Source organism: Bacillus sp. PK6-026 (assembly GCF_054161455.1).
In genome coordinates, this window is the sequence record NZ_CP096418.1 from 215835 (window position 1) to 231128 (window position 15294).

Genomic DNA, 15294 nt, shown 5'->3' on the forward strand with positions numbered 1-15294 from the left:
ATAGGGAGGATGTTTTTTGGAAAAAGGAGCATTTATTAGGAAAATGGATGACCTGGGGAGAATTGTCTTACCTAAAAGGATAAGAAAAGTATTGAAAATTAACGAACAAGATTCAATAGAGATATTTGTTGAAGATGAAAAAGTCATATTGCGCAAATATTTAGAAGGCAAAGCGTGTTTTGTTACCGGCACGGTGTCGGATAATAATAAAATTTTATCAGGCGGGATTGTGTTAAGCCCTGAAGGAGCGAGAATTCTACTGCAAGATTTATTGTCTCTCCGATTACAAAAAGAAATCTAAAGTAACCCATTATCAAGCTTGCAAATCAATGGCGGAAAAGGCGGTGCGGGAAATGTCAGATTATCCGTTAAAGCATGACCATGTAGGGAGTGTCGTTTGCAAACTGGAAAAAACGGATTTTCAGTCCCTGCTGCTGAAATTCAAATCATGGATGTTCCAGGAGAAAATGCATCCTTTTCTTTTCAAATTGAAAGAAATGAGAGATTTGGGCCTGACCTTTCGTTCGATTTTTCAAAATGATTGTCCGCAGGTGTCTGTGAGTTCGGACAAAATGTACGGCTCCAAAATAGAAGCTTTACAGGCGGCCACAGATGCTGTCGAACATATTCTTAGAAAGCATAAAGCACAAGATAAATTGGAGTTTGGAAATACCGGAAAATCATTAATTATAGAAGCTCGCCCTTAATTTCTAAGGGCGATTCTTTGTTTTGTAGAAAATGCATCCACTTAGAAAAGACATTTAATGAAACCGTGGCAGGCCATCCTTAAATAGAATTCCTTCTCATCAAAAAATGTTTGAGGGCCGTTGCCGAAACTGGCAACAGCTCCGCTTCAGCTCTTTTGCAATTTAAAAACGATAAAATCAGGACATCTGAAATCTTCTGCAAATGACGAATTTTTTTCAGCATCTCTTCTGCTGGCTTTGGTTCTATTAAGCCTTACAGCATGAAGCCTGGTTTCATCAAAGTGTTGATATCGCTCGTCATGCTTATTTTAATATTCAAGTCTTCACAGCGCCCATCCTGATACTCAATCGGCAAATCATTTGGCGTGCCTTTCTATTCCCGGTAACGCATCGACAGCTGTTACAGAAGCTCCAGACTTGGTCAACGGAATCCCGTTCTTGCCTTAAATGTATGGAATATGACGAGATGGCGAATTTTTGATTTTTAATAGAGGGGAATTTTGGTATAACAAAGGGAGAATAGGCTCCTCTATAAAAATAGAAATAAAGACTTCATTAGAGGAATTTAACACCAAATAGTAATAAAAAGGGTTCATTTTTGTAGTTTTCTTTTGAAATCCCATGGAAGCTATTTAATTTTTATGTTAATTTATGCTTTGGACATTGGGAAGGAGCTTCTTTATGAAAAAATTGGTAACATTTTTAGCAGCTTTCACTCTATTATTTATTTTATCTATGAATTCAGTTTCTGAGGCTAATGCTGAAGAATCTAAAAGTTTAGGAACAATTAAAAAAATGAATGACAGTGAACTTGAATTAACATTTTATCATTCTGAAGTTGTTATGAATTCAAATGGTGATGTAACCGTGATTGATAGTATCACTGGCAAAAAAGAGACATTGCCAAGTCGTACTGTCGACAAAAATGATAATCCGGTAGATTTAGAATATGAAAAAAACGATAATGGACTATTAGTAAAGGTGATAAAAAGAAATAGCAGCAATATGTTCAGAACACAATCAGTTGCAAAATGTGTACTTGGAACATCTGGAGGAGCTGTTACAGGCGCAGGTACAGGGGGATTAGCAGGAGCAGCTGTTGGTACTGTAACGATACCGATTGTTGGAACGGTTAGTGCAGGCCTTGTAGGAACTATTGTTGGTGGCGTCGGTGGAGGATTGACTGGTGCTGCAGCATCTTGCTTTGATTAACTGTTTAAAAAAATAACGAGGGAAAGAGAAATCCCTCGTAATTTAATCTGATATATATAAAGGTGATTCCATATGAATAAGTTAATATTACCTTCTATAATCGTAATTTTTATATTGTGGATTTTGTTGCAAATATCATTAAATATGAATATTTTTAAAAATCCATTGAATTATTGCATCGTAATCGTTATATTTTTCTTGTTTTTGAAGTTTGCAAAAGAAAAATAAATAAATACTTTTTCCTTATAATCGTTCTTGTTTCAAATTCTTGCTTTTAACGTTTTTTTAATTTAAAAACGATAAAATCAGGACATCTGAAATCTTCTGCAAATGACGGATATTTTTTCAGTATTTCTTCTGATGGCTTTGGTTCTACTATGCTTTCGAGCATGAAGCCCGTTTTCCTCAAAGTGTTAATATAGCTCGTCAAGGTTCTATGGAAGAACAGCATATTCTCCCGATCGCCAAGCTTTTGTTCGTATGTACCTTCATAAAAATACCGGTCTACATTCCAATGCAGTTTTTTTCCGTCTTTTGTTTTTTCCCAGCCGCTTTCCGGCGTAATGAAGCAGGGATGCAAAATTGAAAAAATAAAAAATCCGCGGTCTGTCAGCAGCCGATGCATTCCCTGAAACGCTTTTTCATAATCCGCAAGGTCTTGCATGACCATATTCGATATAATTAAATCAAAGCTTTTGTCTTCTAACATATTCAGGTCTTCACAGTTCCCGTGCTGATACTCAATCGGCAAATCATCCGGCGTTCTTTCCTTGGCAATGTCGATCATTCTCGGCGAGTAATCGACAGCCGTTACATTGGCTCCGGCCTTGGCCAGCAGCCTGCTGAAATACCCTTCACCGCACCCGGCATCGAGCACACGTTGATTCTTTACCGTTTCAATGAGAGAAAAAATAGCAGGATTTAAAAACACTTCTTTGTGGATGTCTCCAAGTTCGGTATGATTGGCGGCATACGCATCGGCAAATCGATTCCATCTTTGAATGGCTTCTTCTGTGCCAATTTTCTTTGTCATATTTCTCCTCCTTTTCAAAGTCTGTTTATTCATTTAACACGATATCCCCTGATCATAAAACTGATCAATTTTTTCAAAGACCCTTTGAATAAGGGTATTAGAGATAAAAGGATTTAACAAAACGGCACGGAGCCAGCGGTTTCCCCTATATGCAGGCAATGAAAAGAAGACGTTTTCTTCATTCAACAAAAACTGCTGCAATTCGAGATTCCAGTTATCCCATTGAGCTTCATCAAGGTGATGCGGGATGCCTCTAAAGCAGACAACGTTTGTATCCGGCTCGCTGGACAGTTCGAGATAATGGCGCTGTTTCACCCGCTTGGTAAACTCGTCTTTTAATGCGAGGCTTTCATGCAACAGCTCCCTGTAGCCTTTTAATCCAATGTGCTGAAGCGATAAATATAACTTTAGGATATCCGCATGCCGCGTGCCCTGAACACTGATTTCGCCCAAGTTAGCAAAGGCTGTTTCATTCATATAAGGGGCGGAAATGCGAAAACCGGTTTCCAAAACGCCGTGATTTTTGAATAAAACCATTGCACAAGTCTTCGCAATGTACATCCATTTTTGCGGATTGAATGTGATGGAATCTGCCATTTCGATTCCGTTCAGCTTATCGCGGTAAGTTTCTGAAAAAATGAGTGCTCCTCCGTATGCCGCGTCGACATGCAGCCATAATCCGTTTTCCTTTGCGATGTCAGCGATCGATCGAATGGGGTCGATGCTTCCTGTGACTGTCGTTCCGGCCGTGGCTGCAATTGCAAAAGGAATCTTGCCTTCATTTTTTGCCTGCTTGATTTTCTTTCTTAAATCGTCAAGATCCATTTTCGAATCGCTGCTGCTTTTCACCGGGATTACGCTGGAGGTACCCAGTCCCAACAGCATCGCTGCTTTATGCAGGGAAGTATGGCTGACGTCTGAAGCAAAGACGACCGGCTGTCCGGAAAGACCGAATAACCCCGATTCCTTTACCTTCAATTGATCGTTTCGTGCTGCTGCGAGCGCTTGAAGATTCGCGAGGCTTCCGCCGCTTGTCATCACACCTCCTGAGTTGTCGTCATATCCAAACATACGGGCAATGGTGCCCAAAAGCTGTACTTCCATCTTCGAAAAGACAGGCGACATTTCAAGGCTCAGCATATTGTTATTGATTGAAGTGCTGACGAATTCGCCCAGACAAGACATTAGAGTCGGTATGGAATCCATATGCCCCATATAATTCGGGCCTAGAGGATTCATGGAGTTTTTTACAATCGCCTGCAACTTTTTTAAGAGCTCTTCTAATTCGATTCCGGTCTCGGGTATATCGCCGTAATGTGATGATTCCGGAGAAGGCAAAGTGCGGTGATTTCCGGCGTTGCTTGCGTGCTTAATGACAAATTTGACGATTTGATCAACAAGAATCGATATTTCCTTAATATTCTGTCCGTTCGGATCGATAAAAGTGTTACTGGGCAAAAAGGATAGTTTCATAGTTCACACGCTGCTTTCTTTCACATTTTTTCTCAATTATAGCATTTTGATTTTGGCGTAGCATGGTTGATTGCTGAGTATAGAAGGTTCGAAGGAAAAATTAATGTGGTGACAGAAGCTGCTATGACGCCGGTCACAAGACATTTGAGCATGTCTATCGACAGAAGCCCGACACCACGCCGCGTTCTCTTTGGTTCATGTGAGCGTCGCTAAACAATAGGTAGCTTATCGCCGATCATAAAAGTAAGGATATTGATGCAAAAGGATAGATGAATGGAGTTTTTTGAAAATGGAATTTAACGAGCTTATCGAAACGCGTCACTCTGCAAATAATTTTCTGGAAGATGTTCAAATTACGGTGAAAGATTTGGAGCCTATCTTTGAGGATATCAAGCTAGCGCCTTCAGCGTTCAATTTGCAGCACGCAGAGTATAAAGTGGTATTGGAGAAGGATTTAAAAGAAAAAATCAGGGAAGCTGCGAGCGGCCAATATAAAGTACATTCAGCCTCTGCCGTGATTTTAGTGACGGGAGACCGCTACGCCTACCGGCAAACGGAAAAAATCAACGAAGGCATGAGGGATTTAGGAATTATTAAGGACTTTGAGCTGCAGGAAATGGTTGAAAACAATACCCAATTTTACGAGACGCGCGGGGAGCCATTCATGAAGGAAGAAGCGATTCGCAATGCTTCTCTTTCTGCGATGATGTTTATGCTTGCCGCCAAAAACCGGGGGTGGGACACATGCCCAATGATCGGATTTGACAGCGATCAGGTCCGCGAGTTGCTAGAGATCCCGGATACACATGAAATCGTCCTCATGATTACGATCGGCAAAGAAAAAGAAAGCAGCCGACGCTTGAGAGGATATCGCAAGCCGGTTAATGAATTTGTTTCTTTCTATTAAAAAAAGGAGAGGGCGCCTTAAGACAGGCAGCCCTCTTTATCATTTTTCCCCGCGGTGAGACAGTACTTCGACTAAGTGGTCAAGATCAAGCTTAAGGTGGCGAATCATCGCTTTTGATGCCTGCTCGTCGTCTCTTTGTTTCATATGGCGGAAAATTTCCCGATGCTGCTCCAAAATGGCTTCAGCCCGTTTTTCTCCTTCAAAATTCAAAATGCGGAAATAATAAATTAATCCTTCCAAATCGTTGAGCTGCTTCCGCAATAGACTGTTTCGTGTATATTGGATAATTAAGTCGTGAAATGTATCATTTAATTGGATAATTGTGTTTTGATCCTTGGATTGAAGGATGGCTTCCTCCGTTTTTTGCAAAACGTCTTCAATCGTTTTCAGTTCCTCTGCCGTTGCAATTCTTGCCGTCAATCCCGCAGCGAATGATTCAAGCGCCGTTCTGCAAAAATAGATTTCTTCAACGTCCTTGATTGTCGGCTGATAGACCTTCACTCTTGAGTCGATGACGATGAGCCCCTCTTTTTCCAGAACTCTGATCGCTTCTCTTAAAGGGCTTTTGCTGACGCCGAGCTCCTTAGCTAACTTCGCTTCGGCGATTCGTTCACCGGGCTTTAATTTCCCTTCAAATATCATTCGCTTAATCGCATGGTAGGATTGTTCATAAAACGGTTTTGGTTTTTCAATCACGCTTCTCATCCTCGTATTCGTTTTCATTTCGTATTTTACCACAGGTTCCTTCGTGATCTCCCGCTATAGCCATTCCAAGTTAATTAAAATAAGAGAATGAACCCTGAAACGGCGGGAGTTAAAAATAAACCCGATTTCAAGACGACTTTCGGCAGGACATTGGTGAATTTAGCTCCGACATAAGCGCCGCACATCGTACCGATCAAGATTTTGACCAACAGAACATAATCGACGAAGCCTTCTGAAATATAGCCCGCCCCACCGCCTAACGAGAGCGGAATAATGACGAGCATCGTCGTTCCTACGGAATGGCGAATAGACAGATTCAGCATCATCATCAACCCGATTTGAATAAAAGGCGCCGAGCCGATTCCGAACGTTCCGGACAGGATGCCGGCTACGATTCCCAATAAACTGGCCTTGATCCAAAAGGCAAGGTTCGTTCCCTGGTCAGCTTCTTTTTCTTGCAAAAAGAATAATCTGATTAAAATCAGAATGGCCGATAAGAATAACATTCCTGCGGTCATATAGTGCAATGAACTTGAAGGTATCAGAGAAGTCAGCTTAGCTCCTGCAAAGGATCCTATTGCAGCAAAACAGCCGACGGTTAAGCCGATTTTCAGCTTGATATTTCCTTCGCGAAAGTGGCTGTACGTTCCTGATAAGCTCGTAAAAGCCATACCGGCCAGAGATGTTCCCAATGCTGTATGAATCGGAATGTGAAACATCATCGTTAACAGTGCGATGACGAATCCGGCTCCGCCGGCCCCGACAAAGCCAAGCACAAGACCTAATAAAAACATAACCAACACAATCAACATGTTGCTTCTTCCCCTTTATGAATAACTGATTTCGCATCATCTGAGGGTCGACGGTATCTGGTCGACCAAAATCAATGATAACATCTTACTCTATTATTTCCATATTGACAAGAGAGCCAGGAGGGCGTATGTCGTCTACTTTTATTTTTTTAGCCAAGTGAAAGACATTCCTGTTGACAATCAGTCTATTTGTAATTATGATAGTTACATCAAGTGTAACGTTTTTTGTTACAGTTCGACATTAAAACATTAGGAGGAATTTGATTATGAAAATGTTAGTAACAGGAGCAACTGGAAAATTAGGATCGAAAGTTGTGAAAAAACTGCTGGAAACTGTACCGGCGGATCAGTTGGCGGTCAGCGTGCGCAATCCGGAAAAAGCGGAAGCGCTGCAGGCGCGAGGAGTCGATGTGCGTCAAGGGGATTTTGACCGCCCGGAAACATTGGCATCCGCATTTCAAGGCGTTGACCGTCTGCTGATCATCTCTGCCGATGGAGACAATGAGACGAGAATCCGTCAGCACGGCAACGCGGTAGCCGCCGCAGAACGCGCGGGAGTTCGGTTTATCGCTTATACGAGTATTGCGAATGCCCGCGAAAGCAAAAACTTCCTTGCGCCGACTCACAAAGCAACTGAAGAAGCGATTTTGAAAACGGGGATTCCATACTCCTTCTTGCGCAATAACTGGTACTTGGAAAATGAAATGTCGAGTATTCAAGGTGTTTTGGCGGGAGCCCCTTGGGTGACGTCAGCAGAGAACGGCAAGGTGGGCTGGGCGCTGCAGCAGGATTACGCGGATGCAGCGGCGGCGGTTCTGTCCGGCGAAGGCCATGAAAACACCGTCTACGAACTTTCAGGCAAACTATTAACTCAGGAAGAAATCGCTTCTGCCCTTGCAGAAGTATTGGGCAAAGAAGTATCCGTTCAGCATGTTGACGATGCTGCCTATCGCGATATCATGAAAAATGCGGGTGTACCGGATTTTCTGATTCCGATGGTTGTCGAAATCCAAAAAGGCATTCGTGAAGGCACACTTGAAGTCGAAAGCGATGATTTTGAAAAAGTGCTCGGCCGTCCGCTCACTCCAATTAAAGAAGGATTGGCTCAAATTGTTGCAAAAATCTCAGAAGCGAAATAATTAACGGCATTCGAAAGAGTGATGAACAAGATTCCAGTGTTCATCACTCTTTTTTTAAAGATAGATAACTAAAAAACTCACCACAATCACCGCGCATACCTTATAGCCCAAATTCCTTTTTTTAAATAAGTAAAAAATCGACTGGATTCCAGAGCTAATGATGAAGGCGTAAAAAAAGTGTTCAAATGTAAAGTGAAATCCGCGAAATATAAATTGCATGAAAAGGGCGATACCGGTCAGGTAAAACCAGCCGTGATCATCTAACATTTTTTTAAATTCGGATTTAGCTTCATCAGTGGAAGATATAGAAACAGATTCAGTTGACAGCTCTCTTTTTAAAGATAAAAAGCCGGCTGCGAGAACCGAGACCCCTAAAATAAATAGAATAATTGCTTCGAACATTGAATACCTCCGTTTCGACTAACAATAAAAATCCGTCGGGGACGACCATTTTGAATCTTTACAAATATGCACCTGACCGTTATTTGATCTTTTGTTGCTGTATTAAACTTACGGCCACAAGCATGGCGGTGCCGAGTAAGGCAACCGGAAGAAACCATCCGCCAAATCCGCTTCCCAAGTCTAAAGCGATTGACACAGATTCCATTAATATGAGAGAAAAAATGATGAGGCATGCATTTTTTAAGCGGTTGATCAACTTTCGGCTGAGCAGGTAGAACTGTTCAGCGTTTGTTTCATTCAGACGCTTTGGATGATTATGAATCTCAGGGTGCTTTTCTAAGAATTGCATGAACAGAAGGATAAGTAATCCGATCCCCGGCAATATCAAAAGCTCCCATTTTGATCCCCAGCGATCGACTTCACCGAGTGCGTTGTAATGTGCAGGCACTTTTTCGGGGAGTGCTCCCCAGACAGCGGCCAAAAAGATAATTGATCCCAGGTAAAAGAAATAGCCAAATACGTTCCAAACCCGTTCCCCTTTTGTCTTTTTAATTTTAATGTGAGTACCGTTAGCTCTGTTTGGCATATGTGATCTCTCCTTTAGTTTTAAATACGGTTTAACCCATGAAAAAGTTCGGGATTTTTGCCTGTTGGAATAGGGTATATTTGCGATCAGTCCAGGCAATGTTAAGGGAATGTAAATCATCAGCCGGCAATGTTAAGTTATTGTAAATTTTCGATTTGAATCGTTTACATAGGCTTTAATCTCCATCATAATCATAGTGTTTGGTTTGTAGATTTATGTCGAATTAGGGGGGCAACGACTTTGGAAATAGATGTGCAGAAATTGCTTTTTGAATTCATTGGAGGTCTCGGGATTTTTCTTCTTGGTATTAAGTTTATGGGAGAAGGACTCCAAAAATCAGCCGGAGATAAGCTGAGAGACATTTTAGATCGTTTTACAAGCAACCCTCTGATGGGTGTTTTGGCAGGTATGATTGTCACGGTTTTAATTCAAAGCAGTTCCGGCACCACCGTTATTACTGTCGGTCTTGTCAGCGCCGGCTTTATGACCCTCCGCCAGGCGATCGGCGTCATTATGGGTGCGAACATCGGAACGACGGCCACAGCCTTTATTATCGGCTTTGACGTTGGGGCATATGCGCTTCCGATCATCGCCATTGGTTCATTTTTGCTGTTTTTCTTTAAAAACAAAAAGCTCCAGAACATCGGACAAATTCTGTTTGGATTTGGTGCACTTTTCTATGGCTTGGAGTTAATGAGCAGCGGGATGAAGCCGCTTCGGACGGTTGAAGCTTTTCATGATTTAACAGTCAGCATGAGTGCGAATCCAGTTCTCGGTGTGATTGTCGGCACCCTTTTCACCGTTCTCGTCCAAAGCTCAAGTGCAACGATCGGGATCCTGCAAGGGCTGTTTGCCGATTCATTAATAGATCTCAACGGCGCTCTGCCTGTATTATTTGGAGACAATATCGGTACGACGATTACCGCCGTACTGGCATCTCTTGGCGCCTCCGTTGCAGCCAAACGGGCCGCGGCCGTTCACGTATTATTCAACCTGATTGGGACAGTTATCTTCCTGATCTTGCTGAAGCCGTTCACAGCTTTGATTTTAACGCTTCAATCCTCTTTAGGGCTGGACCCTAAGATGGTGATTGCGTTTGCCCACGGGATCTTTAATACGTCGAATACGCTGATTCAGCTTCCGTTTGTCGGCATATTGGCTTTGATCGTTACGAAGCTGATTCCGGGCAAAGATTCGGTTGTGGACTATAAAGCAACACATCTGGATCCGCTGTTCATTCAGCAGTCTCCTTCAATTGCGCTGGGTCAGGTAAAAGAAGAAGTATTGCGCATGGGTGAATTTGCGGTAAAGGGACTTGAGGAAACAAAAGAGTTTTTTAATACAAAACAGGCAAAACATGCGCAAAGCGCTTTTCAAATAGAAGATGCGATCAACAATTTGGACAGAAAGATTACTGATTATTTGATCGAACTGTCAGCGACCACTCTTTCTGAACAAGAATCTGAAGAACATCATATGTTAATGGACACAGTCAGAGACATTGAAAGAATCGGCGATCACTTTGAAAACTTGGTTGAGCTTGGCGAGTACCAGCAATCCAACAGGGTGAAAATTTCCGAAGCGGCAATGGCGGACTTAACAGAAATGCTTGATCTGACTATTTCCACTGTTAAGGAGTCCATCACAGCTCTTGGAGAAAATAACGAAGATGCCGCAAGACGTGTAGTCGAAAAAGAAAATCAAATCGATAAAATGGAACGCAAGCTTCGCAAAAAGCACATTCTTCGCTTAAACGACGGATTATGCAGCGGACAAGCAGGCGTGATCTTCGTCGATATCACCAGCAATCTGGAAAGGATCGGCGACCATGCCGTCAATATTGCAGAAGCTGTTTTAGGCGAAGAAAAGCATTAAAAACCGGGAGTCATTCCCGGTTTTTTATTTTGTAGGCCTTTTTTATCACTGTGTGACATATATACTAAATTATGTGTGGGAAGGAAGAACATTCTTCTTCTGTTGACCTAAATAAAGTATAATAGTTTTATTCTTTAGGAGGTATTAAGATGCAGAAACACAGAAGAAGAAACACAACGGCCTTTACGGTTATGTCATATTTCACATTTTTTGCGGGGGTCTTTTTGTTCGGTATCGGCCTTTACAATGCGGACAACCTGCAGCTCAATGAAAAAGGCTATTACATAGCTGTGATGATTTTAGTGGCGGTCGGCGCGATTTTGACGCAGAAAGTGACGAGAGACAACGCTGAGGATAATGAAATCATCGCGGAGCAGGAGAGAAGACAGAATTTGTCTAGTGGTGAGTAAGCATAAAAAAAGCATCTTTAGGGATGCTTTTTTCAATTTGAAATATTTTTATATTTGTTTTCCAAAACGAAGTCAATCATTCCAATAATTTTTGTATGGTTCGATTTTTTTCTAAAGTGTAAGATGTTTTGGTCTTTGTTTCTCTGTGATTTAGTGATCGTGCCGAACACCCAGATCGAGCTGGCTAAAAGTAATATTGTTAATATCAAAGGAAAAGAATTATGCTCGATGTCATATGAAATGGAAACGACTTGACCAGAAAATATAGCAGTTATAATGCTGGCAGTGAAGGAGCTGTAAAGCGAAGCTTTGATCACGTGGCTAATTTTTAGCGTAGGACCCGAAAAATAAACTTTCAGCCGGTTTAGCGTGGATAAATCTTGTTTTTCGAGGTATGCCATCAGCTCTTCATCGTTTTCAGTTTTCGATAATAATATAGCTTCTGCTATTTGTTTTGTTTTTTCGAATAATTGTTTGTCTGTTTGCATGTCATTTGTCCTTCTTTTTTTGTTTGATTGTTAGAGAATCAAAGCAGAGGTGAATGTTCCTCTGCTTTCTAATTGAGTTCTTTTTTTAAACGTTCTTCTAAAATAAAATCAATTATACCCGTGATTCTGGAATATTCCGCTCTTTTTTGGAAATGCAGGATTGTTTGCATTGGTCCTTTTCGCGAGGTGATTAGCATTTTGACGATCCAAAGCAAAGAGAACATCAGATAGAACATGAAGCAGAATGAAAAAAACCTTGAAAGGTCATGGGTGAAGGTGGAGACTTGACCAGATAAAAAGGCCGCCATAATTACAGCAGTCATACTACTAAAAAAAATGCCTTTAATAAAATATGTTAAGGTAAAGCTAGGGTTTGAAAAATAGATTTTTAGCTGATTTAATGCAACAGAATCTTGATTTGCAAGGTATGTAAGCAGCTCTTCGTCACTTTTGTGAGATTCAAGGAGTTTGGCTGTATGTTCGGCTTTTTCAAATAATTGTTTTTCGTTTCTCATTGGATTGTCACTCCTATTTCATAAAAAACATGAGAGTTTATTGGTACGGTGTATTCAATACCTTTTGGTATTTTTGTTGTAAAACATAATCAATCATTTTTATGATACGTGCAAACTCGGCTTTCTTGGAAAAGTGGGTAATGAATTGAATCGGCTTTTTTTTCAGGATGACAAGCTGTTTAAGCACCCAGAAGAAACACCCCACAAATATAACAGCTAATATTAAAATGGAGATGCCGGAAAAGAAAGGGAATATCGAAGCTGCTTGACCAGAAAGAATTGCAGTTATGAAGGTAGCCAATATTATACTGAAAAATGCTGCACTGATGAAATAATGAAGCGCAAATGAAGGATCTGAGTAATAGACTTTCAGTTGATTTAAGGTTAATGAATCTTGTTTAGCGAGAAAGGCTAATAACTCTTCGTCACTCTTATCGCGGTAAGTTTTAAGGGTTTTGGCTGTTTTTTGCGTTTCAATGAATACTTGTTTGTCTGTGTTCAATGTTAATACCTCCACGATACTTTAATTTTGAAAAACTGAATAAATACATTATAATATGTATTTATTTAGCTTTCATTAAATAAGGAAATTAATGAGATATTAGTTATCTAAATATCACAGCAGACACCGCCGTGCCAATAGCGATTTCAGATGCTGAGTTCCAGCTAATTACACCAGCTGTTGTTATGATAATTCCTCCAACTGCAACCCCAATTGTTCCTCTTTTTACTATTGACAAAAAAATACGGAAATTGACTCCTTCATTAAATGAAGCGAAATCAATTTCCGTATTTTGTTTATCTCAACAGCCCCAAGCTTCCTGTCAGCCGCGCGACTTTTTTCTTATCGCCGCAAACGCCGATTCCAAAATAGCGGTAATCGGAAGCTGCGGTTCTTTGAAATGTTTCAATAAATTCTTCATATGTATGAATGCCTTGCGCGACATCGGTGAAATCGACCGTCAGAATATCGTTGAATTCGTCGGTCAACAGCTTTTGTCTTAATTGATGAAGCAGCTCGGCGTTGCCTTTTAAAATGGGGATTGGAAGTTTGACGATACCCAAATGGTCGATTCCCGAGCCGTCCGTTACATTTTCTCCGAGCAGGCCGGGTTTGTTTTTGCCGAGTGCAGCCCCCAGGATTGCAGCTGTATTGGCAATTAGCCCGAGCGGCAGGCTTTCATCGATGATCAATGCGCATTTTGTCTCTTCTATCAAATTTGTTCCTCCTTCAGCTGAGGTTTTGTTTTTGATTCAGAAATATAAAGACCGGCCAATGTGAGCGCTCCTCCGCAAAAAGCAACCCATGTCAGTTTTTCTTGCAGAATGACGACGGATGCGGCAATGGTGATGACGGGTACCATATAGATATAAGCGCTCGTTTTTACCGCCCCAAGCACACCGACCGACCAGTTCCATGTCACAAAGCAAAGCGCAGATGCGCCCGCACCTAAGAACAGGATATTCAGCCAATTGGCGGGGGAGGCGAAAGGGCTGGCGTCGAAGCGGAAATCAAACAGGAACAGAGCGGGAACCATGAATAGCAAGCCGTACAGAAAGATCCGCTGTGTGCATTGGATTGTATGATAACCGAATGTGCTGATTTTTTTCATCAAAATCGCATATGCCGCCCAGACGAATGCAGAGGCAGCAGCAAGAATGTCGCCGAGCGGATTCAGCTTGAGCATCATTTGTCCGTTAAAGAAAATGAGCGCAAGTCCTGTAAAAGCGGCGGCGAATCCAATGAAGAAACGGGGCTCCAGCTTTTCGCCCGAAAGGAAAAAATGCGCCAATACCGCGGTGATCATCGGAATAACTGCGACGATCATGCCGGCGTTTGAGGCGTAGGTAAGGGTAAGCGCGATGTTTTCCAACAGAAAATAAAGCGTCACCCCGCATAAGCCTGCTCCCGCAAACAGCGCTTCCTGCCTCCAGCTCCGGAATGTCAGCACATGCGGATGCACCATAATCAGCACGATCAATCCGATGAGAAACCGGTAAAACAATATATCTACGGGCGCAAAATCCTCGAGCAGCACCTTTGTCGAGACAAAAGTGGTACCCCAGATGATGATCGTGATAACAGCTGCGAGGTGTCCGGCGGTTTCGCATCTTGTCTTCATCTTTTGATCTCCTGCCTGTCATATTCAAAGATTTTCATATATTGTTTCGGCGTCAGCCCGACCTGCCGCTTGAAAAATTTCGTCATATGGCTCTGATCGCTGAAGCCTGTTTGGAAAGCGGCATCGATTGGTTTTACGCCTTCTTCCAACAGCTTTTTCGCATGATTGATACGGACGGTTTCCAAGTAGCTGTAGGGGGAAATTCCTTTCTGCTTCGTAAACGACCGCAGGAGGTGATACTTGCTCCAGCCTGCCAGCTTGCTTAAATGTTCAAGCGTAATGTTTTCCTGGTAATGGGATTCCAAATAACCGCACACCGCTTTGACTTCGTCGGACGGTTCAGGCGCATTTTCGAGAAACGCAACATCAGAATACGTCCGAATCAACTCCTCGAGGAGGTTGAGAAAAAGCTCCTCTTTTTTCAAGGCTTTTTCTTTCTGCAATATTTGAATGTGAAGCTCCTTCAAGCTGGCGTTCAGCTCATGACGGAACAAGACATTTTCCGTGAAATATGGGAGGCTGTCGGTTCCGGTGATCTCCTTCACAAATTTTCTCATAACGTCAGGCATCACATTTATGCAGCGATAATCGAGCGCCTTTCCGTCAATCTGCTCGCAACTGTGCGTGTCATAAGGATTGAAAAGCACGAGATCGCCCTGATTAATGATGTATTCTTCTCCTTTGCAAAGCAAATAGCGCTGCCCCTTCTCAATAAAACCAATCACAAAGTACTCGTGAAAGTGATTCGGAAACTTCTGCATAATGCCTTTAAAGCGGTAGGCTTCAACATTTAGATCAGGGTCGAGGAAAAGCGTGCGGGTTTCATTTCGCATGTCGGGCCTCCTTGGTGTGATGATGTTTAAGTTTATCATGTTTTTGAGAAATTTCTTGTATGATGTTGCTTAAT

At 42.0% G+C, this 15294-nt stretch carries 20 protein-coding genes; 8 read left to right on the forward strand and 12 right to left on the reverse strand.

All coding sequences use genetic code 11. From position 1 onward, the window contains the following. Nucleotides 1-16 precede the first annotated feature (16 nt). The 4 genes from M1D59_RS01205 (at nucleotide 17) to M1D59_RS01220 (ending at nucleotide 2147) form a co-directional block, all read left to right on the forward strand. On the forward strand, nucleotides 17-301 hold the full coding sequence (locus M1D59_RS01205) for an AbrB/MazE/SpoVT family DNA-binding domain-containing protein (RefSeq protein WP_280640106.1): 285 nt from the start codon (nucleotides 17-19) through the stop codon (nucleotides 299-301). 52 nt (nucleotides 302-353) lie between these two features. Then, nucleotides 354-707, forward strand: coding sequence for a hypothetical protein (locus M1D59_RS01210; RefSeq protein WP_458117719.1), 354 nt, complete (start codon nucleotides 354-356; stop codon nucleotides 705-707). Between the two features lie 681 nt (nucleotides 708-1388). After that, nucleotides 1389-1919, forward strand: a complete 531-nt coding sequence (locus tag M1D59_RS01215) for a hypothetical protein (RefSeq protein WP_043054026.1) — start codon at nucleotides 1389-1391, stop codon at nucleotides 1917-1919. Between the two features lie 72 nt (nucleotides 1920-1991). Beyond that, a complete protein-coding gene (locus M1D59_RS01220; protein WP_026580436.1) occupies nucleotides 1992-2147 on the forward strand; it encodes a hypothetical protein in 156 nt (51 codons plus the stop codon). Between the two features lie 46 nt (nucleotides 2148-2193). Here M1D59_RS01220 and M1D59_RS01225 read toward each other — a convergent pair whose 3' ends face one another. Continuing rightward, complete coding sequence (locus tag M1D59_RS01225) at nucleotides 2194-2952, reverse strand: class I SAM-dependent methyltransferase (protein ID WP_458117720.1); 759 nt, start codon at nucleotides 2950-2952, stop codon at nucleotides 2194-2196. Nucleotides 2953-2985: 33 nt separating this feature from the next. Further along, on the reverse strand, nucleotides 2986-4425 hold the full coding sequence (locus M1D59_RS01230; RefSeq protein ID WP_458117721.1) for a pyridoxal phosphate-dependent decarboxylase family protein: 1440 nt from the start codon (nucleotides 4423-4425) through the stop codon (nucleotides 2986-2988). Between the two features lie 289 nt (nucleotides 4426-4714). Here M1D59_RS01230 and M1D59_RS01235 point away from each other — a divergent pair, with 289 nt between their 5' ends. Continuing rightward, nucleotides 4715-5332: a nitroreductase family protein gene (locus tag M1D59_RS01235; protein ID WP_020449953.1), complete on the forward strand. Its 618-nt coding sequence runs from the start codon at nucleotides 4715-4717 to the stop codon at nucleotides 5330-5332. 39 nt (nucleotides 5333-5371) lie between these two features. Here M1D59_RS01235 and M1D59_RS01240 read toward each other — a convergent pair whose 3' ends face one another. Next, the gene (locus tag M1D59_RS01240; RefSeq protein ID WP_039073258.1) at nucleotides 5372-6037 is read right to left on the reverse strand and encodes a GntR family transcriptional regulator; all 666 of its coding nucleotides are present in this window, start codon (nucleotides 6035-6037) and stop codon (nucleotides 5372-5374) included. A gap of 74 nt (nucleotides 6038-6111) precedes the next feature. Beyond that, nucleotides 6112-6849: a sulfite exporter TauE/SafE family protein gene (locus M1D59_RS01245; protein ID WP_035337405.1), complete on the reverse strand. Its 738-nt coding sequence runs from the start codon at nucleotides 6847-6849 to the stop codon at nucleotides 6112-6114. 266 nt (nucleotides 6850-7115) lie between these two features. Between M1D59_RS01245 and M1D59_RS01250 the strand changes: the two genes are divergently transcribed. Next, nucleotides 7116-7988 carry an SDR family oxidoreductase gene (locus M1D59_RS01250; protein WP_039073131.1) on the forward strand — a complete coding sequence of 291 codons (873 nt, stop codon included), beginning with the start codon at nucleotides 7116-7118 and terminating at the stop codon, nucleotides 7986-7988. A 54-nt stretch (nucleotides 7989-8042) separates the two neighbouring features. Here the strand turns inward: M1D59_RS01250 and M1D59_RS01255 are convergent, their stop codons facing one another. Together M1D59_RS01255 and M1D59_RS01260 are read right to left on the reverse strand one after the other, a co-directional pair. Beyond that, nucleotides 8043-8390, reverse strand: coding sequence for a hypothetical protein (locus tag M1D59_RS01255; RefSeq protein WP_224146510.1), 348 nt, complete (start codon nucleotides 8388-8390; stop codon nucleotides 8043-8045). Nucleotides 8391-8469: 79 nt separating this feature from the next. Further along, nucleotides 8470-8976 (reverse strand): DUF1648 domain-containing protein, encoded by a 507-nt coding sequence (locus M1D59_RS01260; protein ID WP_224146509.1) that lies wholly within the window; start codon nucleotides 8974-8976, stop codon nucleotides 8470-8472. Nucleotides 8977-9216: 240 nt separating this feature from the next. Here M1D59_RS01260 and M1D59_RS01265 point away from each other — a divergent pair, with 240 nt between their 5' ends. Next, on the forward strand, nucleotides 9217-10851 hold the full coding sequence (locus tag M1D59_RS01265) for a Na/Pi cotransporter family protein (protein ID WP_023857728.1): 1635 nt from the start codon (nucleotides 9217-9219) through the stop codon (nucleotides 10849-10851). Nucleotides 10852-11000: 149 nt separating this feature from the next. Then, nucleotides 11001-11261 (forward strand): YiaA/YiaB family inner membrane protein, encoded by a 261-nt coding sequence (locus M1D59_RS01270; protein ID WP_020449960.1) that lies wholly within the window; start codon nucleotides 11001-11003, stop codon nucleotides 11259-11261. Nucleotides 11262-11293: 32 nt separating this feature from the next. Here M1D59_RS01270 and M1D59_RS01275 read toward each other — a convergent pair whose 3' ends face one another. From M1D59_RS01275 to M1D59_RS01300, 6 genes are all read right to left on the reverse strand, one after another. Then, entirely contained in the window at nucleotides 11294-11749 is a 456-nt protein-coding gene (locus M1D59_RS01275; protein ID WP_458117722.1) for a hypothetical protein, read from the reverse strand. Between the two features lie 68 nt (nucleotides 11750-11817). Beyond that, nucleotides 11818-12264 carry a hypothetical protein gene (locus M1D59_RS01280; RefSeq protein WP_448156589.1) on the reverse strand — a complete coding sequence of 149 codons (447 nt, stop codon included), beginning with the start codon at nucleotides 12262-12264 and terminating at the stop codon, nucleotides 11818-11820. Nucleotides 12265-12301: 37 nt separating this feature from the next. After that, the gene (locus M1D59_RS01285) at nucleotides 12302-12766 is read right to left on the reverse strand and encodes a hypothetical protein (RefSeq protein WP_145929780.1); all 465 of its coding nucleotides are present in this window, start codon (nucleotides 12764-12766) and stop codon (nucleotides 12302-12304) included. A gap of 296 nt (nucleotides 12767-13062) precedes the next feature. Next, a complete protein-coding gene (locus tag M1D59_RS01290; RefSeq protein ID WP_025810856.1) occupies nucleotides 13063-13482 on the reverse strand; it encodes a DUF2000 domain-containing protein in 420 nt (139 codons plus the stop codon). Next, nucleotides 13479-14387, reverse strand: a complete 909-nt coding sequence (locus M1D59_RS01295) for a DMT family transporter (RefSeq protein WP_328031606.1) — start codon at nucleotides 14385-14387, stop codon at nucleotides 13479-13481. The genes M1D59_RS01290 and M1D59_RS01295 overlap by 4 nt, the downstream gene beginning before the upstream one ends. Next, the gene (locus M1D59_RS01300; protein WP_212110273.1) at nucleotides 14384-15220 is read right to left on the reverse strand and encodes an AraC family ligand binding domain-containing protein; all 837 of its coding nucleotides are present in this window, start codon (nucleotides 15218-15220) and stop codon (nucleotides 14384-14386) included. Before M1D59_RS01300 ends, M1D59_RS01295 begins: the two co-directional genes overlap by 4 nt. Nucleotides 15221-15294 lie beyond the last annotated feature (74 nt).